The organism is Gemmatimonas sp. (genome assembly GCF_031426495.1).
GTDB lineage: Bacteria > Gemmatimonadota > Gemmatimonadetes > Gemmatimonadales > Gemmatimonadaceae > Gemmatimonas.
Map to the genome: position 1 here is coordinate 65,893 of NZ_JANPLK010000080.1, position 18,715 is coordinate 84,607.

Annotated in this window: 16 protein-coding genes; 12 read left to right on the forward strand and 4 right to left on the reverse strand. The window is 65.0% G+C overall.

What is annotated here, in order from left to right; all coding sequences use genetic code 11:
* Positions 1-219: 219 nt before the first annotated feature.
* From RMP10_RS20255 to RMP10_RS20265, 3 genes are read left to right on the forward strand one after another with little or no spacing between them, the layout of a single operon-like run.
* Entirely contained in the window at positions 220-3,267 is a 3,048-nt protein-coding gene (locus RMP10_RS20255) for a two-component regulator propeller domain-containing protein (RefSeq protein ID WP_310571900.1), read from the forward strand.
* Positions 3,264-3,950 carry a response regulator transcription factor gene (locus tag RMP10_RS20260; protein WP_310571901.1) on the forward strand — a complete coding sequence of 229 codons (687 nt, stop codon included), beginning with the start codon at positions 3,264-3,266 and terminating at the stop codon, positions 3,948-3,950. The genes RMP10_RS20255 and RMP10_RS20260 overlap by 4 nt, the downstream gene beginning before the upstream one ends.
* On the forward strand, positions 3,943-5,361 hold the full coding sequence (locus RMP10_RS20265; RefSeq protein WP_310571902.1) for an NAD(P)-binding protein: 1,419 nt from the start codon (positions 3,943-3,945) through the stop codon (positions 5,359-5,361). The genes RMP10_RS20260 and RMP10_RS20265 overlap by 8 nt, the downstream gene beginning before the upstream one ends.
* A 48-nt stretch (positions 5,362-5,409) precedes the next feature.
* Here RMP10_RS20265 and RMP10_RS20270 read toward each other — a convergent pair whose 3' ends face one another.
* Together RMP10_RS20270 and RMP10_RS20275 are read right to left on the reverse strand one after the other, a co-directional pair.
* Positions 5,410-7,434, reverse strand: a complete 2,025-nt coding sequence (locus tag RMP10_RS20270; protein ID WP_310571903.1) for an Ig-like domain-containing protein — start codon at positions 7,432-7,434, stop codon at positions 5,410-5,412.
* 48 nt (positions 7,435-7,482) lie between these two features.
* Positions 7,483-8,007 carry a hypothetical protein gene (locus tag RMP10_RS20275; protein ID WP_310571904.1) on the reverse strand — a complete coding sequence of 175 codons (525 nt, stop codon included), beginning with the start codon at positions 8,005-8,007 and terminating at the stop codon, positions 7,483-7,485.
* Positions 8,008-8,060: 53 nt separating this feature from the next.
* Here RMP10_RS20275 and RMP10_RS20280 point away from each other — a divergent pair, with 53 nt between their 5' ends.
* Entirely contained in the window at positions 8,061-8,387 is a 327-nt protein-coding gene (locus RMP10_RS20280) for a hypothetical protein (protein WP_310571905.1), read from the forward strand.
* Between the two features lie 3 nt (positions 8,388-8,390).
* Positions 8,391-8,729 carry a hypothetical protein gene (locus RMP10_RS20285; RefSeq protein WP_310571906.1) on the forward strand — a complete coding sequence of 113 codons (339 nt, stop codon included), beginning with the start codon at positions 8,391-8,393 and terminating at the stop codon, positions 8,727-8,729.
* A gap of 5 nt (positions 8,730-8,734) precedes the next feature.
* Here RMP10_RS20285 and RMP10_RS20290 read toward each other — a convergent pair whose 3' ends face one another.
* Positions 8,735-9,112 (reverse strand): Uma2 family endonuclease, encoded by a 378-nt coding sequence (locus RMP10_RS20290; protein ID WP_345785833.1) that lies wholly within the window; start codon positions 9,110-9,112, stop codon positions 8,735-8,737.
* A 304-nt stretch (positions 9,113-9,416) separates the two neighbouring features.
* Between RMP10_RS20290 and RMP10_RS20295 the strand changes: the two genes are divergently transcribed.
* From RMP10_RS20295 to RMP10_RS20320, 6 genes are all read left to right on the forward strand, one after another.
* The gene (locus RMP10_RS20295) at positions 9,417-10,112 is read left to right on the forward strand and encodes a sugar transferase (protein WP_310571907.1); all 696 of its coding nucleotides are present in this window, start codon (positions 9,417-9,419) and stop codon (positions 10,110-10,112) included.
* A gap of 146 nt (positions 10,113-10,258) precedes the next feature.
* A complete protein-coding gene (locus RMP10_RS20300; RefSeq protein ID WP_310571908.1) occupies positions 10,259-11,707 on the forward strand; it encodes a TolC family protein in 1,449 nt (482 codons plus the stop codon).
* Entirely contained in the window at positions 11,704-12,729 is a 1,026-nt protein-coding gene (locus RMP10_RS20305) for an efflux RND transporter periplasmic adaptor subunit (RefSeq protein WP_310571909.1), read from the forward strand. The genes RMP10_RS20300 and RMP10_RS20305 overlap by 4 nt, the downstream gene beginning before the upstream one ends.
* Before the next feature lie 10 nt (positions 12,730-12,739).
* A complete protein-coding gene (locus tag RMP10_RS20310) occupies positions 12,740-13,966 on the forward strand; it encodes an ABC transporter permease (RefSeq protein ID WP_310571910.1) in 1,227 nt (408 codons plus the stop codon).
* Between the two features lie 32 nt (positions 13,967-13,998).
* Positions 13,999-15,168, forward strand: coding sequence for an ABC transporter permease (locus RMP10_RS20315; RefSeq protein WP_310571911.1), 1,170 nt, complete (start codon positions 13,999-14,001; stop codon positions 15,166-15,168).
* 250 nt (positions 15,169-15,418) lie between these two features.
* Positions 15,419-16,663 carry a FecR domain-containing protein gene (locus tag RMP10_RS20320; protein WP_310571912.1) on the forward strand — a complete coding sequence of 415 codons (1,245 nt, stop codon included), beginning with the start codon at positions 15,419-15,421 and terminating at the stop codon, positions 16,661-16,663.
* Here RMP10_RS20320 and RMP10_RS20325 read toward each other — a convergent pair.
* On the reverse strand, positions 16,605-17,702 hold the full coding sequence (locus RMP10_RS20325) for an AraC family transcriptional regulator ligand-binding domain-containing protein (RefSeq protein WP_310571913.1): 1,098 nt from the start codon (positions 17,700-17,702) through the stop codon (positions 16,605-16,607). The two genes, RMP10_RS20320 and RMP10_RS20325, sit on opposite strands and share 59 nt — an antisense overlap.
* A 143-nt stretch (positions 17,703-17,845) precedes the next feature.
* Between RMP10_RS20325 and RMP10_RS20330 the strand changes: the two genes are divergently transcribed.
* Positions 17,846-18,694, forward strand: a complete 849-nt coding sequence (locus tag RMP10_RS20330; protein WP_310571914.1) for a DUF2306 domain-containing protein — start codon at positions 17,846-17,848, stop codon at positions 18,692-18,694.
* Positions 18,695-18,715: the final 21 nt, after the last annotated feature.

Here is an 18,715-nt window from a genome sequence, read left to right on the forward strand (position 1 = left end):
ATGGTGCTCTCGCGCCTCACGTGAATACGGGAGGGCGCGCACCGGTTGCTACCATGTACCAAGTCGCCCTTCGGGTCTCGACACCGTCCGGTCCCGCTCGCAAGTTGACCGTGCATTGCAGAACAGTCGTCGTCCAATCACACCGCAATGAAGGCATGCCACGATGGCCGTTCGGATTGCTGTTTGCTGAGGCCCGCGGCGTGGCGTCACTCGAATCGCTTGAGCGTATGGCTGGGCTTGCTGCTGTGCCTCTTTCCGGTAACCGGACGCACACAGCCACTCCCGGCCCTCGACGAGTATCGCGTTCGCTCATTCAGCGCGTCCGACGGACTCCTCGGCTCCGATGTGCGCGCCGTGATACAGGGCAGCGACGGCTTCATCTATGTCGCCAATAGCCGTGGCGTCGCGCGATTCGATGGTCGGCGCTTCGAGGTGGTGCGGTTGCCGGGTTTGAGCAGCCTGTTCGTGGTCGCCCTCATGCGAGACCAGCGCGGCCGGTTGTGGATTCGCACCGATGGCGGCGAGATCGGCATACTCGATCGTGGCCGATTTCGTGCGCTTCCCAAGCCCGCGGTTCCTGTGCGGTCATGGAATGAGACGCCCGATGGTGTGATCTGGCTCGGTGGAGATGCGGGGCTGGTTCGGGTCGCGCCCGACGAGGCACACCCCTATACGTACTTCACGCGTGCCGATGGGCTGCCAAGCGAATCCGTGGCTGGTGTCTTCCGGATCGAAAATGGGGAAGTCATTGCGCTGACAGACACGCGCCTGGCCAGGATGGTGGCAGACCCGAACTCACCGCGCGGCGCGCGCTTTGAATCGTTCGGACCTGTACTCGCCGGCGGTAACGACGAATACACGACGGCGCGGCGAGATGAGCGGGGACTCTGGTTTACCGCGCGCGACAGCGATGGTGCACGTCTGCTGGTTCGGTACCGGTCGGGTACTTTCCGAACGTTCCGTGGCGCAGCGGCACTCCCACTCGACAGCCTCGACTGGACGTCGCGTTCACCGTCTGTCACTGGTCCAGACGTTGCCCCGGCTTTGCGAGTGCATGGCACAAAAGGTCTTGGAACCGAGCCGGGGCGGATTCTCATGATCGCGCTCCGGGCCCGTGACGGCAGCGACTGGCTTGCCCTCCGTGAAGTGAACGGAAAACAGGATGACGTGGTGCGCCGCGTCAAAGGCGCGCTCGAACGGATTGATGTGAAACGCTACGCCCGATTCACGCGCGTCTGGCAGCTCATGGAGGACCACGAGGGAACCATCTGGATAGGCACCGATCGAGGACTCGTACAGGTGTCCCCTCGAAGGCTTTTCGCCTTGACGCCGGCAGACGGGCTGAGTGCCGATTTCACGTCACCCGTCCTCCAAACAGCGGACGGCACACTCTGGGTGGGCACGTGGGGAGGAGGAGTCGACGAGTTCTCTCGCGGCCGCTGGCAACGTCGATATACTACGGCAAGCGGCCTCCCGAATAACCAGATCAGGGCACTGTTTCAGGCAGCCGATGGAGTTCTCTGGATCGGCACGAGTCTGGGCTACGCGGCGATTCGCGATCGGCAGGTCATCTTCGCGGCGACGACCCAATCGGAGGTGCGCGCATTTGCGTCCGCTCCGGGCGGTGGCCTCTGGATCGCTACGGAGACCGCGCTTCTGCTGCGAACAGCACAAAGCACGTCAGCGCAGTTCGCCGACATCCTGCGCGGCAGGCATCTTTGGTCGTTGCATCGTGACCGCACGGGATCGCTGTGGATAGCAACAGAACGCGGCCTGTTCCGTGTCGTGGGAGACTCGATTCACGAGTACGGTATCGGTGATGGGCTGCGAGGAAACTCAATCGCATCGATAGCCGAAGAACCCGACGGCACGCTCTGGTTCGGCAGCTATGACCGAGGAATCCACCGCTGGCGTGGCTCGCGATTCACTCCAATTTCGACGGCGCACGGCCTGCACAGCGACGGCATATGGCGCATGCTTTTCGACGAGTTTGGCGCCGTCTGGATGTCCAGCGACCAAGGTATTGCACGAGTTCCCACTAGGCAGCTGCACGCCATGGCCGACTCTTTGGATGAAGGCCTATCCCCCCGCGGGAAGCTTACGCCGATGCTTTTCACTGAAGCAGACGGGATGCCGAATCGCGAGAGCAATCGTGGATCGCCCGCTGGCTGGCGCCTACAGGACGGTCGATTGATTTTCAACAATCTCGAAGGACTGGTGGTCATCTCCCCTCCGTTGACAGCGCGACGCATGCCCGCGCCCCGCACCGCACTCCGGAGCGCCCGCGCCGATGAACGTGACATCGTCATCACCGACACCTCCATTGCGGTGTCGAGTGCAGTACGCCAACTGCGGTTCGAGTACACCGCGCTCTCGTTCATTGCGCCAGACCAGAATAGGTACCGATATCGGCTCGATGGATACGATAACCACTGGGTCTCGGGCGGTACGACGGCGCAGGCGACGTACACTGGTTTACGTCCCGGGCGGTTTGCGTTCCACGTGCAAAGCACGAGCGGCGCGGACTCGACGTACGGGCCCGAGGCAATGGTGTCCGTGCAGATTGTGCCACGCTACTGGCAAACGCTGTGGTTCCGTGCGCTCGCCATTGCCAGTGTGCTGGGCGCGCTGTTCACGCTCTATCGCTACAGGGTTCGTCAGCTGCTCGCTCTGCAGCAGATGCGTTTGCGGATCGCTTCCGATTTGCACGACGACATTGGATCCAATCTCAGTTCGATCGCGCTGTTGAGCAGTATGCTCGAGGATCACGATGAACTCGCCGATCGGGAACGCCAGCAGCTACGGCGCATCAATCGTACAGCCGCCGAGACCGTCGATGCGTTGCGCGACATTGTGTGGCTGGTCAATCCAACCCACGGCGACGTGAATGATCTTGCCGTACGGATGCGCCGAATTGCGTCGGACCTCCTTCCGGGTGTTGCGTTCACGTTGCAGGTGGACACGAAGGGCGAGGCAAAATTGGGCATGTCAGCGATGCGGCACACATTGCTCGTGTACAAAGAGGCCTTGCACAATATTCGCCGGCACGCGGCCGCCTCAGAGGTTCTGGTGGCGCTGTCTGCCGCGCGCGACAACTGCAGACTCTCAATTCGCGATAACGGTCGAGGGTTCGTTGACGGGGCACCGGGCGAAGGGAATGGGTTGGCCAGTATGCATCGTCGGGCAACGCAGCTTGGCGGGTCACTGCGAGTAAACAGCGCAGCTGACCGCGGGACGCACATCCTTCTCGAGTTTTGTCCAGAATGAACGAGCGACTCTCCGGACGCCGTGCACCACGACCGGCAGACATCTGGGTGGTGGAGGACAACGCCGCCATGCGTACGACATTGGCTGAAGTCCTCGACAATCCGCCACTGACGACGTGCTCTTTGGCGTGCGCGACGGCCGAGGAGGCACTAACGGAGATTGCCGCGGGCCGAGTGCCAACACTCGTTCTGATGGACCTTGGTCTGCCGGGTATCGGCGGCATTGCGGGAATCGAGCAGATCTGTCATGCCCGACCGGACGTGCGCGTCATCGTGTTGACTGTGCACGATGACGAGGAGCACGTCTTCAAGTCGCTTCGTGCGGGAGCATCCGGCTACCTGATGAAGCCAGTGTCTGCGACACAGCTGACTGCCGAAGTAACGACAGCGCTGCAAGGCGGTGCCCCTATGAATGCGTTCATTGCCCGTAGAGTATTGCGACACTTCGGTGACAGCCGCCCGCCAAAGCCTGAGTACGGCCTGACGGCGCGGGAGCGCGACGTGCTTCTGCGCTTGGTGAACGCCCGCACGATACGCCAGATTGCAGTTGAACTCGACGTCAGTCCGCACACGATCGACACGCATGTCCGCAATATCTACACAAAGCTTCACGTGACATCGCGCTCTGGCGCGGTGGCAACAGCGCTGCGCAAAGGGCTCGTTGGCGGCGGAGAAAATGACTAAACCCACCCGTCCCACCGAAACGGGGCATACGCGATCCATGATGCAAACGGACTACGTGGTGATCGGAGCGGGAGCCGCCGGTATGGCGATAGCCGATGTGTTACTCACCCATACCGACGCCACGGTCACGATGGTGGACCGCCGCCACGCGCCGGGCGGGCATTGGATCGATGCATACCCGTATGTGCGACTGCATCAGCCTTCGGCATTCTACGGCGTGGATTCCACACCGCTTGGACAGAATGCAATTGACGTGACCGGCTTGAATGCCGGGCTCTATGAACGCGCCAATGCCGACGATATCCGCTCGTACTACGGGCAGGTCATGCAGCACCGCTTTCTCGCCAGTGGTCGCGTGCGCTATTTCCCCAACTGCGACTACCTGATCGACCAGCGCGTGCGCTCACGAGTGACTGGGGAGACTTGCAACGTTCGCGCCGCGCGCAAGGTCATCGACACGACGTATCTGGAGGGCGACATCCCCGCCACGAGTCCACCACCTTTTGAAGTGGCAGACGGCCTACGGTGCGTCCCGGCGGGTGCCATTGCGCGACTCGACGAGCGACCAGAAGAGTTTGTCGTTGTCGGCGGCGGCAAGACGGCGCTTGATGCCTGCGTCTGGTTGCTCGAACAAGGCGTGGCGCCTGAAGCCATTCGCTGGGTCAAGCCGCGAGAGAGCTGGTGGATCAACCGCAAGTATGTACAGCCGGCCACACTCTTGCCCGACCTCTATCTCGGCCATGCGCTGCAATTGGAAGCCACGGCGCAAGCCACGTCAATTCGCGACCTGTTTGCCCGCTTGGAGGCAAAGCGATTCATGCTGCGCGTCGACACTGAGGTGGAGCCGAGCATGTATCGCGGCGCGCTCATCAGTGAGTCTGAACTCGATCTTGTCCGAACGATCAAGAACGTAGTGCGACTTGGTCACGTGCGAAGGATTGATCCTCACACCATCACGCTGGATCACGGTCAGATACCAACCAGTTCGCGCAGCCTGCACATTCACTGTGCAACGCGAGCGCTTCCTCGGCCCGAACTCCGTCCGATGTTTGAACCTGGTCGAATCACCGTCCAGCCGTTCATGAGAGGACTCGCGTGCTTCCAGTTTGCCATGGTGGGCGTTGCCGAAGCGCTGCTGGACACGGACGACGACAAGAACCGCGTGTTGCCTCCGATCAACTACTGGGACTCGACCAGGGATTCTCTGACCAGCCAGCTGGCCGGCATGTCCCATGCGAGGGCTCGTGCCGAGTATCCGGCGCTCACCGAATGGGCGAATTCATCGCGCCTCAATCCGATGGGCTCCCTCGGGTCGTATCGCGATCACCCCACCGTGGTGGAGGCACGAGCACTGATCCAACGGTATGGTGCTGCGGCCAACAGCAATCTGTCGCGACTCGTTGCAATGTGAATGTCAGCGGCGCCACCGTCGACCACCGTTGGCTATCGCCGCCGCCGTCTATCGCACATCCACCCGCGTCCGCTGCGAACCCAATCCGTCGCTGCACACTACCGCCACGGACCCGGCCGATGCGGCCGCGACGCGCAGCGAGGCCGCCGGCGCTGATCCAAGCACCGTACCCGTTGGTGCATCGAGCACGAGAATACCGCGCGCGGATGCATCGGCGCACGCCACGTTCACCATGCCGTTCCCTTCGCGCACGGCCTGGGTGGCACGCGCCAGCGGTGCCATGCCCGTTACCGGCGATCGGTTCATGCGCTGTGTCCCGGCAGGACCGCGTACGACGATGGACACGAGCTGCGCTTCGAGCGCGGCATCGCTGGGCAGTACGACGGTGAAGGGGCGTACATCAGGCATGTGGGCGAGCACAAACGGCTCGAAGGCGTGCGCGAAGAGCACACCGCCATCGGCATCGAGTCCTTCGACCCGGTACGAGCCCGCGCGATCGGGCAGCGACGGCCTCGCGTCGAGTGTGAACGCCGGTTCGATTCGGAGTTGGTGGCCATTGGTGATGCTGCCCCGAACCACGAGTGCACGTCGTCTCGCGGCGCTGGGCGCTGCGCGCACGCGCGGCAGGTCCACGGCGAGTGCGGACGCCGCGATCAGGCCACGAAACGCGAGGATGGCGCGATAGGTGTACGCGCTCGACCACGCCGGAAAGCAGTATCCCATGGCGTCGCCCGAGCTCTTGTCGACCGTTGGCGCACTCGTTGCCAGCCCATTCGCCCAGGCGTACACGTCATGCCCCGATTGCTCGAGCGTACCCGTCGCCAACGGATACGTCAGATCGAGCGGCGAGCCCGCACCGCCGCACGGTGCGTGTGCCCTGCCAAAGGTGTGCCCGATCTCGTGGGCGACGAGGTCGCGCGCCTGCGTGGGGCGATTGAACCAGTTGATCTGGACACCCACCGACGTGCGTGTGCCCGGGCCGGTGTTCGCGGCGTTCGTCGGGACGTACGAGAACCCACCGAACGATGTGTTGTTGAATCCCGCCGGTGGCACGACCACGCCGTACCAGTTGACCGTGGGCTCGACCGGATCGACGACTCGCGCCAGATCAAGTTCGGCGAGCACCTGCTGCCAGAACGGCGCTGCGCCGCCTGATGGTGCGGTCCCGAAACTCGCGGCCGTGGTCAGCGGCGTGCCCACGCGTGCATTCACCACGCCCAGCGGATGGATGCTCAACAGCGAACGCAGGTACTGCGGCAGCACGGCCGTGTTGACGGCGCCGGTGGCGTTGCCATGAGCCGAGAGTACAATGGGCACAAAGCGGATGTTGAGCGGCGGTACGGTGACCGTCGCCAGCGTCGCGACTCCGGCGCGCGGAAAGGCGTCGTTCGCCACCGAATCGTCGGGCGACTCTCGCTTGGGATCACGGAGCACCTGCCATCTGAGTCCGCTCCGCAGCACAGCGGCTGGCACGAGAAACTGTACGCTCGGGGCCTCGAACGAGGGCGCGGTGCCGAGTGCCCCGACGGTGAGCGCGGTATCGCTGCGTACGAGCGCGCCGCTCGCATCGAGCAGCCGAAGCACGATTTGCATCGGCTTCGTCACCGAGGTCGACGCGCGCACCAGCACGTTCACGACGGCCGCGTTCCCGGCGAGCACCATCGGCAGGCTTCCGTCGGCGACCTGCACGCCTTGGGTGAACTGCGCATCAACGATCGCGAAGTCGGCGATCGCGGGCGCGAGCTGCACGGTCAGCGCGGCCGTGCCTTGCTTCCCCTGCGTCGCGCCAGTGATCGTCGTCTGCCCGGGCGCGAGCGCGCTGATGGCGCCGCTCGGCGAAATGGTAGCGACCGACGGTGACGAGGACGACCAGGTCACCGCTCCAACACTGATTGCGCGGTTGTTCTGGTCGAGCCCCGACGCCGTGGCCTGGGTGGACTGGTTCACCTGCAGCGTTGCGGAGCCCAACGCAACGGAGAGTGTCGTGAGCACTGCCGTGGGCGCTGTGACGGTGCCGTCCTTGCCGCCTCCGGTGCAGGATACACTGGCAGCGAGTGCGAGCAACAGCAGCATGGCACGACGTGGAGCAGGGTGTATCAACATTGAATTCTCTTGCAAGCATCAGTGAGTGAGGAGCGACTCTTCACGTTGGGCGCGCAGCATCACCCGCGCACCCAGCAACGGCTTCGGTGTTTCCGGCGCCGGCGCCGACGCCCCCGCCGCGTCGAACACCTTCACGGTTTCAAATGCGGTGAGGGAATCACCCCGCACCGTGACTTGCATCGAGAACTCTAAGCGGCCCGCGTATTTGTGCGTGGTACGATCGGCCGTGAGCTCCACCCACTTGGCCTCGATGCGGTCACCGCGGGACTGCCAGACGCCCTTGCCGTCGCTGTCGCTGGTGCGCGGATCCCCCGCATCCGGATTGGCCTGCTGCATCGTGCCGTCGGCATTGAACACGTACAGGTGGTACGGGAACGGCGCGTTGGGGTCCTGCACCAGCCACGTGCCTACGATCGGGTGCGCACGGAGCACGTCGCCCGGCGTACCTACGGGCGCGTTGTCTCTCTCTCGGTCGCAGCCGGACGCGGTCAGCGCGATGCCGGCCAGCAGCAGGAGTGCGAGAAGATTGCGAGATGCGCGCATGACGTGTCGATTGAAGGAAGCGGAAGGAAACGGACTGACTTCGAGGTGAAATTATGCGTGTACTGCTGCTCGGTATGCTACTGGCTACAGGCGTGATGATCTATCGCCCATGGCAATACACGTGGGCCTTTGGCCAAGACGCGGGTGCCGCGCGCTCGGCCGACTGGAAGGACAAGCCCTGCACGAAAGCGCTGGCGGCCTCCCTGTACGATGACAATGCCGATGCCAATGCGCGAGTCGCCGGCAAGCAGGACAATCGGTTTTTCATTCCTGGATCGCCAGGGCATATGCACTACGTGTACGGGTTCCGCTCGCAGAAAGCGTGCGAAGAGGCACGCGCGGCGATGGGCACGGCGCAGTGGGATCAATCAACACGGTGAGGCATGCCCGGTAATCAGCAGCTGCACCGGGTAAAGCTCCTGCACACGAGCGCGTGGGCGTTCTTCGTGTGCTGCATCGTGGCCATCTACCTCGCCGCGTGGCAGGGCGCGCTTGGCCTGGCGTCCATCTATATCGCGATCGTGGCGTTCGAGGTCGGCGTGCTCGCCTTCAATGCATGGCGTTGTCCCCTAACGGCCGTCGCGGCGCAATACACCGACGACCGCGCGCCCAACTTTGATATCTATCTCCCCCGTTGGCTCGCGCAGTACAACAAGGAGATCTTCGGCCCGCTGTATGTGCTGGGCGTGCTCTTCACGCTGTATCGGTGGCGAACGGCGTAAGCGCCTTACCCCAGCGCGTCGCTCCACAAGCTGGCAAGCGGAATGCGCAGCCCCGGTAGCACCGCGCCGCCGTCGATCGCGTCGTGTTCGCCGACCAGCGCGATCGTGCCGTCGGCCGCATAGCACTGCGCGTGGCGGCGCACCGGGTCGATGACCCACACCATCGCAACGCCGGCGTCCAGCCACTGCCCGACTTTTTGCAGCAGCGCGCCCGTGCGGTCAGTGGGTGACCGGATCTCCACCGCGAGATCGGGAATGACGGTGAGGAATCCGTCGGGGACTGCTCCATCCACGAGTCGGTCGCGAGAGACAAACGCGAGATCGGGCGCGCGCACCGTGTCAGGGTCGCGCGCGAGCCACACGCCGGGGTCGCCCATGAGCACACGCCGCCTGCATCGTAGGCGAGCAGCTCGTCGCCGGTCATGTGTGCGTGTTGGGTGAGCATGACATTCGAACGATACGCTCGGCGCGCGCGCCGAGTCCAGATGGACCGCGAAGCCTCACGCCAAGCGAAATGGCTGAGCGTAACGACAACGTTGCGCGTTCGGGACACGCCAAGGATTGATCGCAGCGCGACGGCGGGGGAGACTGCATGCGTACGCTCGCGCCGTCCTTGACGTAGCGGGCTCGCCTGACATCGTCGCTTCGTGGCAGATGCCGGAATCCACAAGCGCCAGGAGGAATGCAATGTCGCGCATCAGGAAGACATGGTTCGATCAGGACGTGGCCGCTCGCGAGGTCGGGGTCAACCCGGCGCTTTTGCGAGCGGTGAACGTGGTGGCGGCGGGGGGGCTGATGGTGCTCTCGCTACCGGTGCTGGTTATCGCCATGCTGGCCGTGCGCCTCACGTCGCAGGGGCCGGTGATCTATCGGCAGGTACGCGTGGGGCTGGATCGGCGCAGCTGTGGTGACCACCCGGAGTGCCGCCGCAGCGACGACATCGGCGGCCGTCCGTTCACGATCTACAAGCTGCGTTCCATGGTGGCGAACGCGGAGCAGGGCACCGGTGCGGTGTGGGCGACCGCGAACGATCCGCGCATCACACCGGTGGGGAAAGTCCTGCGCGCATCGCGCATCGACGAGCTGCCTCAGCTGTGGAACGTGCTCCGCGGGGACATGAACCTCGTCGGTCCACGTCCCGAGCGCCCGAGCATCGTGCGACTGCTCAAGGATGAAGTGCACGGCTACACGTTGCGTCATCGCGTACGTCCCGGCATCACCGGCTTGGCGCAGGTGTCGCAAGCCTACGACAGCAACATGGACGATGTGCGTCGCAAGCTGAGCTACGACCTGACCTATCTGCAGCAGCGCCGGCTGCGCACCGACATGCACATTCTCGCGCGAACCGTACCGGTCATCCTCAGGCGGTTCGGGGCGAACTGAGCGCGACGTAGGACGCAGAGCGCTTCGGCCCGCGCGCTGATGGGTCTGCGGGCGCGGAATTTGCGCTTCGGCGCCTCGATTCTGCCATCAGCATGGCGGATCGCGGTTTCTCCGCACTCAATCCATCCATCCAACGGAGCGCAACCATGGCCGTCTGCGCTCGTCCTCTGCGAAGAACGCCGTGGTGTCGCGACGTCGTGCCGTTGTGCTCGGTTCGTGCAGGTGCGCTCGCGCCGGTGAGCGCAGCGGTGCTCATTGCCTTGCTCACTGTTGCCGCCACATCGGCGTCGGCGCAATCGCTCTCGTACACCGAGGCCTTGCAGCGGGTGCAGGACGCCAACGAACGCATACGCAGCGCCGGTGCCGGTGTGGATCGGGCTCGCGCGGATCGCGACGCGGCGCGCGGCCGCCGGCTGCCAGAGGTGAGTGTAGCCGGGCGCAGCACGCGCATCGACGACGACATCGTCATCGATCTCGATCCCATCCGTCAGGTGATCCTCGGGTTGCACCCCACCGTTCCGTCGGCGGCCATTCCATCCTTCACCCAAGTCGTTCAGCGGGAACGGTTCAACAATCTCACGCTCAACGCGTCCGTGCCGCTGTTCTCCGGCGGTCGTATCAGCGCTGGCATTCGCGCGGCCAATGCCGGCATCGATGTCGCCCGCGAACAGGAGCGCGGGACTCGCCACGAAGTGGCCACCGAGCTTGCCCAGCGCTATTTCGGCTTGCAGTTGGCCAACGAGAATCGTCTCACGCGCGAGGTCACGCGCGACAACATGGCGCAGCATGTCGAGCGCGCTCGCAGCCTCGAGCGCAATGGACAGATCGCCCGCGCCGAGCGCTTGCGTGCCGAGGTGGCGCTGGCCGACACGGAACGTGATCTACAGCAGGCGGTGCGGGAGCAGCGCATGGCCTCGCTCGCCTTGGCGAGCACAATCTCCAGTGACACCGCGATCGTCCCGACAACGCCGCTCTTCCGCGTCGGCGACATTGCGCCGGTCGATTCATTCCAGGCGATCGCGGAGAAGACGAGTCCGATTCTCGCGCGTCTTGCCGCCGAGCAGGCGCGGGCGCGTGAAGCCACCCGGGCGGCCCGCGGTGAGTTGCTGCCGACCGTCGGCGCCTTTCTGCAGCGCGAGCTGTACACCAAGGATCTGACGCTCTTACAACCGACGTGGGCGACTGGTGTGGCGCTCAGCGTTCCTGTCTTTCAGGGCGGACAGCGGCTGAATCGGATCGAAGCGGCGCACGCCGTAGTGCGACAGGTGGACTTCATGCGCACCCGCGCGCGGCGCGATATCGCGTTGCTCACGGCATCGCGCTATGAGTTGGTGCAGCAGGCGCGCGATCAGCTGGTCTCGCTGGAAGCCACGCAGGCGTTGGCGGAGGAAAGCCTGCGCGCGCAGCGGGTGGCGTTTGCCGCCGGGCTTGCCACGTCACTCGACGTGGTCGACGCCGAGCAAGCGCTTGCACGGGTCCGGCTGGGGATGCTCAAGGCTCGCTATGATGCCGACATCGCACTTGCCGGCTTGCTCGAGGCGGCCGGCATCAGCGAGCGCTTTCCCGAATACATCACCAAAGAGGCAGGACGATGACGCAGCGCATGGCGCAGCGCATGGCGCAGCTCCGGAGTGGTGCGCGATACTCGTTTGTCCTCCATTCGTTCGCGCTGCTGGCATGCGCCGGAAGCGGCGACGGGGACGTGCTGCAAGGACAGGTCGAAGTCCGGAAGGTCAACGTGTCGTCGAAAATTGCGGGACGTCTCGACTCGATCCTGGTACGCGAAGGTGACACGGTGGGCGTCGGGCAACTCGTCGCAGTGTTGCGGAGTCCGGAGCTGGCGGCCAAGGCCGAGCAGGCGTCGGGCTCGGTGGATGCCGCGCTCGCCCAGCAGGCGAAAGCGCAGCAGGGTGCCCGCGCGCAGGAAATCAGTGCAGCCCGCGCCAACTGGCAGCGCGCCGCGGAGGCGGAGAAGCTGGCCGCCATCACGTTCGAACGCGTGCAGAATCTGTTCAAGGACGGCGTCGTCGCCGCGCAGCGCCACGATGAGGCTGAGACGCAATTGAAAGCCGCCCGCCTCACGACCGAGGCGGCAAAGGCCGCGTATGATCTCGCGGTGGCAGGCGCTCGCACCGAAGATCGGAGCGCGGCAACCGCACTCGTTCGCCAGGCCCGCGGCGGAAGGGCAGAGGTGGAATCCTACTTGAGCGAAACGCGCATCATGGCGCCGATCGCCGGTGAGATCTCACAACGCACCGTTGAACCGGGAGAGATCGTCTCGGCGGGACTCGCGATCGTCACGGTGGCGGATCTGACCGACGCCTGGGTCACGTTCAACGTACGCGAAGATCGGCTCTCGAGAATCGGCATGGACAGCATCCTGCATGTCACCGTTCCCGCACTTGGCGACAAGGACGTTGCACTGAAGGTCAGCTACATCGCGCCGGTGGGTGACTTTGCGACGTGGCGATCCACCGGGGAAACGGGCGGTTTCGACCTGCGTACCTTTGAGGTTCGCGCACGTCCGACGGCCAGAGTGAACGGTCTGCGCCCTGGTATGACCGTGGTGCTTCAGGCGTCGGCCCTCGGCCCGCCCAGTCCGCGCGTTCGCAACTGACCTCGTCCGCATGGACGCGCAGCCGCCCACGCCCGCCATCGCGCCCGCGCGCATCAACCGCGAGCACACGCTCGGATTGCGCGCCGTCGTTGGGCGCGAAGTGCGTCGGATCGCTGCACGGCGAACGAATGCGATGCTGGTGCTGGTGCTGCCACTCCTGGGTTGGGTGCTGCTGAGGAGTGTCTTCGGTGCGCACGTCGTGCGCGACCTGCCGGTGGTGGTCATCGACGGTGACCACAGCGAGCTTTCTCGGCGCGTGGCCCGCGCGATCGAAGCCACACCCGTGGTGCGAGTCGTCGATAAACGCGCCGATGTCTCCGATGCCGAGGGGATTCTGCTGCGCGGCGACGCGTATGCCGTGGTGGTGATGACCGCTGGAATGCAGCGCGCCGTCGCCCGTAACGAGCGCGCGCCGGTGCAGCTGTTCACCAACGGGCAGTGGATGCTCCCGGCAAGTCTGATCACGCGCGATGTGCGTGCCGCCGTCGGCACGATCTCAGCCGAGCTCGATGTGCGCAACCGCGTGGCCCGTGGCGCGACGCTGGCGGGCGCCCAGGTCAGTGCGGAGCCGATTCGTAGCGAATTGCATCCGCTCTACAACCCGGCGCTTGACTATGCGGCGTTTCTCTTTCTTGCACTGGTGCCGACGCTATTGCACGTCTTTGTGCTCGCGCTCAGCGTGCAGGCGCTCGGCAGTGAACTGAAAGATGGCAGCGCGGGCGAGTGGATCGCGTGTAGTAATGACAACGTGTTCATTGCCACCGTCGGCAAGCTCCTGCCGTATACGCTCTGGTTCACGGCGCTTGGCATCGCGATGGTGGAAGGCGCCTTGCGTTCGCTCAACCTGCCCATGGCGGGCAGCCGACTGCTGCTGTATGCCGGGCTGCTGCTCCTTGTGCTCGCCTATCAAGCGATCGCGCTGCTGCTCGTCGCCTTCACGGCGAACTTTCGTCTGTCCACGAGCGTGGCCGCATTCATTGCCGGCCCCGCCTTCGCCGTTGCTGGTGTGTCATTTCCGCGCGCGGCGATGCCACCGGCTGGGCAGGCGTGGTCGGCCGCACTGCCGATCTCGCATTTCCTGCAATTGCAGATCGAACAAGTCATCGCCGACGCGTCGATTCGCGTGTCGCTGCCGTTGCTTGGCGTGCTCGCCCTGTTCGCCGTTGTGCTGCCGACCATCTCACTGCGTCGGATGGGATTCGTGACGCGAACGCCATCGTTCTGGGGACGCATTTGACGTCCGGCATCGGGAGCGTGTGGCGCACATGCGTGACAGCGGTATGGGAAGAGTGGCGCGCCATCGTCAGCGACAAGGGGGCGACGACGGTGATTGTTGCGGGCGCCTTGGCGTACGCGCTCCTCTACCCGTTGCCGTTCGTGCGGCAACTGGCACGAGACATTCCAATCGTCGTGGTGGATCAAGATCGGACGGCCATGAGTCGGCAACTCACGCGCATGGTCGATGCCACGGAGCAGGTCAATGTGGCCACGAGCGTGAACAGTACCATGGAGGGAGAGGCATCAGTTCGAACGCAGCGAACGCGCGGTGCGATGGTGATTCCCGTTGGCTTCGAGCAGAGCGTGCTGCGCGCGGAACGCACGATCGTCGGTGTCTACGGCGACGCCAGCTACCTGATGGTCTACAATCAGGTCGCCACCGGGATCGCGCAGAGTGTGGCGACGATGTCCGCCGGCGTCGAGCTGCGGCGGCTGCAGGCGTCGGGGTTTACGCCTGCCGCTGCGCTCGTGACGCGCGACCCGCTCCCCATCTCCGTGCGTGCGCTCTACAATCCGAGTGGCGGGTACGGCAACACCAACGTGCCGGCCGTGCTCATTCTGATCCTGCAGCAGACGCTGCTCATTGGTATCGGTTCGCTGGCGGGCGTACGCCGCGAACGGGGAACGGCGATGCATGCGGAGGTGGTTGAGGGCGGCCTGCTGCATCGCGCGGCCGGAATACTCGGGGCTGGAGTCGCATACGTCGCGATCTACTTCGTGCACCTGATGCTGTTCTTCGGTGTGGTGTATCGCATATACGACCTGCCGCAGCGAGGCTCGATGCTGGCCGCTGCGTTATTTTTGGTGCCCTTTCTCTTTGCGGTGGCTTTTCTCGGCCTTGCCATTTCGCGCCTGTTTCGCGCGCGCGAATCGGCCATGCTGGTGCTGCTCTTCTCGAGCCTGCCCGCGATGTTCATTTCGGGATTCTCCTTCCCTCCCGAGGCGATGCCGGCCTGGACGACCGCACTGGCGCAACTACTGCCGAGTACGCACGGCATTGATGGGGCGGTGCGCGTGCTACAGATGGGCGCGTCGCTGGCGGACGTGCTCCCGATGTCGTTGGCGCTGTGGGGACTCGCTGGCGCGTACTTCGTGCTGGCGATAGTGACGCTGCGTCCGGAGAAGAAGGCGCACGGTGCAAACGGTCCGGCACATGCTTGACCATGATTCCGGCTGTCTTCCGGGCAAGCCCAACGCGAGTTCGCTCGCGCGAACGGTGCCGGTCATCCTCAGGCGGTTCGGGGCGAACTGAGCGCGGCGATCGGTACAGTGGACCACGGCGTGTCGGGCAAAGCCTTACTTCGCGGCAATTCGGTAGCTGGCATCTTGGTGTCCCAGGGTGAGGCGGCCACAGCTTCGTCGCTCCCCTGCCGAGCTCGAGAACGTCCATCATGACTTGGAGGATGAGTTCATGGCCGATCTATCGAACGTTGCCGCGCCGCCGAGTACCTCGCCGATGTCTGCTGCCGATGAACTCGAGTTGACGCGGATGTATCGCGAGCGATACCCCGACCTGGTCGCCGAAGCGAAGGATGCGCTGGGTAGCGAGCTTGAGCACTACAGCGGCAAGATCGCGCAGCAGGGGGTGCTCGACGCGTGGCCGCACCGCGCCGAGTACTCGGTGCCTGGTGCCTTCGACGGCGCACTGCATGATGCGATTCGCGCGGCGGCGGCGGTGCAACGGCAGAAGCACGCCGCGCTGCATCAACGCGGCGGTGCCCGCGTACCGCACCTCGCACCACTCAGCACTGACGACGCGGTCGCGCAGTTGGTCGCGCATCTGCACCATGCACCAATCGATCACGAGGCCGCAGTTCGCGCGTCCCGCGAGGTGAGTAAGCATCATGCGGCCGAACATGTGCAGCACGTCGCGCGCACACGTTCGTGGAAGGGACCCGCGATCGGCGTCGTCGTGTTGGCCATCGCCATTGTGGGCGGCAGCACGCTCTTGTCGGGCGCCGGCGAAGAGATCGCGGTCAAGAAGGCGATTGCGGCCGAGGATGCCCGCACGCTGTCGGCGGCGCGCGGACAGCGTGGCAACGTGGATCTGGCCGATGGCACGAAGGCGCGCATCGGCTCGGACTCCCGACTTCGCATGCCACGCGCCTTCGGCACCACCATGCGCACCGCCGAAGTGGAGGGCACGGTGTCGTTCACCGTGGCGGCGGGACAGCCGTTGCCCTTCACCATTCTGGCCGGCAATGCGATCGTGACCGCCACGGGCACACACTTTACGGTGCGTGCCTTCCCGGAAGAGCAGGCGGTGGTGGTGGGCGTTGAAGAAGGCAGCGTGTCGGTGCGCGTGAAGGATGGCGGCGACGCCACCGACGTCGCGGCGGGTCAGGCGGTGCGCATCACACCCGATGGCGCGGTGACGGTACTCGACGCCGTGGCGCGCGATGTCGCGCTGGCCTGGGTGCGCGACTCGCTCGTGTTCACCGACACCCCGGCGCGCGTCGTGCTCGACGAGCTGGCCCGCTGGTTCTCGCTCAGCGCCACGTTCGCTGACAGCACACTCGGCGCACGCCCGGTCACGATGCGCTTAGGGCTGGAGTCGTCGGGAAGCGCGACGGCGGCGTTTGCGAAAGCGGCGGGACTTACGATCGGCTTCGATAAGCAGGACAAGGTGGTGTTGTCGGCGGCGCCGCAGCGCTAGGACGCTCCCCCGTCCATCGCTTGAACGCCCGCGAAAAGGCGGCGGGATCGGAGAAGCCCACCAGCGCGGCGGCTTCACGCACGCTCACACCGCCGCTGTGCAGGCGCTCCAGGGCCACCGACCGCCGCAGTTCGTCGAGCGTGTACTCGAAGGTGACGCCTTCGGCTTTGAGTTTGCGGTGCAGTGTGCGACGGCTCATGGCGAGCGCGCTCGCCACGCGGTCGACGCCGACATCAGCGCTCGCCAGTCGCGACCGCAACACCAACTCTACCCGACCGCGCACGGTGCGCTGCGCATCGATCGCGCGCAATCGCGTGTCGGCCTCGGCGGCAATGATTCGGGTCACGTGCGTCGGTGCTGGCGTGAGCGATGTGTCCAGAAACGCGGGGTCGAGTAAGAGCGCGTTGCGCGGACTGCCGAAAACAATGGGCACCTTGAACACGTTGCCATAGGCGTCGCCATGCGCTGGTGCAGCGTGCGTGACATGCACGGCGCGCAACACGCTGCGACCGGCAGCGCGAGCGGTGCCGCGGGCAATGCGTGCGAACACCAGCTCGGTGATCTCAGGCCATGTGTCGTGTGGTCGAAGATCCTCGAACCACGCACCAGCCGCGTTGACCTCAATGCGAAAGCGATCGCCGGCGCCGATCGTAGGGAAATCAATGCCAAGTCGCGCATAGCGATTCACCTGCTGCAGCGCACCGAGCACCATGGTGGCCGACTGCCCGAGTGGTGAGGCGAGCGAGACCTGCTCGCACGGCACGTAGTCGCCGCAGTGCAGCGCGAAGGCGGGGTCGTGTGATTGCGCCGCGCCGGTTCGCAATACGGCCATCAGCGCCTGCATCGGCAAACGGACGTCGTCAACGGCGATATCGGCCTCGTGCACGCCAGCCGCGCACAGTAGCGCACCGCGATCCAGACCGCGCGTGACCGCGTACGCCACGACCCCGCGCACGTATGTCGCGGAAACCGTCACCTGGGTGGCGAGGTCCACCGAAATGGTGGCCCCGCGAGTCACGTCGGTGTCCCCAGCAATCATCACCACGCTCCGCGCGAATTCGTACGTCTGGTGGCGAGCCACCGCAGGACACCCTCGGACACTCCGGGCCACGCTCCCCACCACCCACGCTCCCGATGCCCACTACGGTCGATACCGCTCCCGTCGCTCCTCTTTCAGAACGGATGCAACCCGCTCCGGGATTCACCGACCGCCCGACGGCCGGCCGACCCCAAGCCGGTCGATCCGGTCAGCGCCTGCTCGCTTTCGCCGTCCGCGCGTGGTGCGTCACCGCACTCGCGGGCCAGTTCATCTTTGCGCTGTACATCACGATCGTGTACGGCGGTGCGGTGGTGTCGGGCGACCACGCGCGGTGGAACACGATCATGCGGGCGGCGTACGTGCCGGGACAGACGCTCGGCAACGCCGCCATCGCGGCACACGTGCTGCTGGCCGTACTCATCATAGTGGGCGGTGCCCTGCAGCTCATGCCCGCGGTGCGACGCCGCGTTCCGGCGCTTCACCGCTGGGTCGGGCGCGGCTACATGGTGTCAGTGCTGTTCACGAGTGTCGTGGGCCTCTACATGGTGTGGATTCGCAAAGGCGGCAGTGGCAGCATGCCACAGCACATCGCGATCTCCCTCAATGCCGTGATCCTGTGCACGTGTGCGGTCATGGCCTGGCGCGCGGCCCGTGCGCGCGACTTCTCGACGCACCGGCAATGGGCGCTACGCACATTTCTCGCCGCCGGTGGCGTGTACTTCTTCCGGCTGGGCGTATTTCTGTGGCTCGCCGCGTGGCGTCGCCCGGTCGGCTTCGACGCGAAGACCTTTAGCGGACCGTTTCTCACCACGCTCGCCTTCGCGGTGTACGTGGTGGTACCGCTGAGCGTGCTGCAGCTGTACTTCATGGCGCAGCGGAGTCGCACTGAGGTGGTGCCCCGCGTCACGGCGGTTGGATTCTTTGCACTGACGTTGCTGACGGCGGCTGGTATTGCGAGCGCCACGATGATAATCTGGCTGCCGCGTATGTAGCGCTGCACATCCGACCAGCAC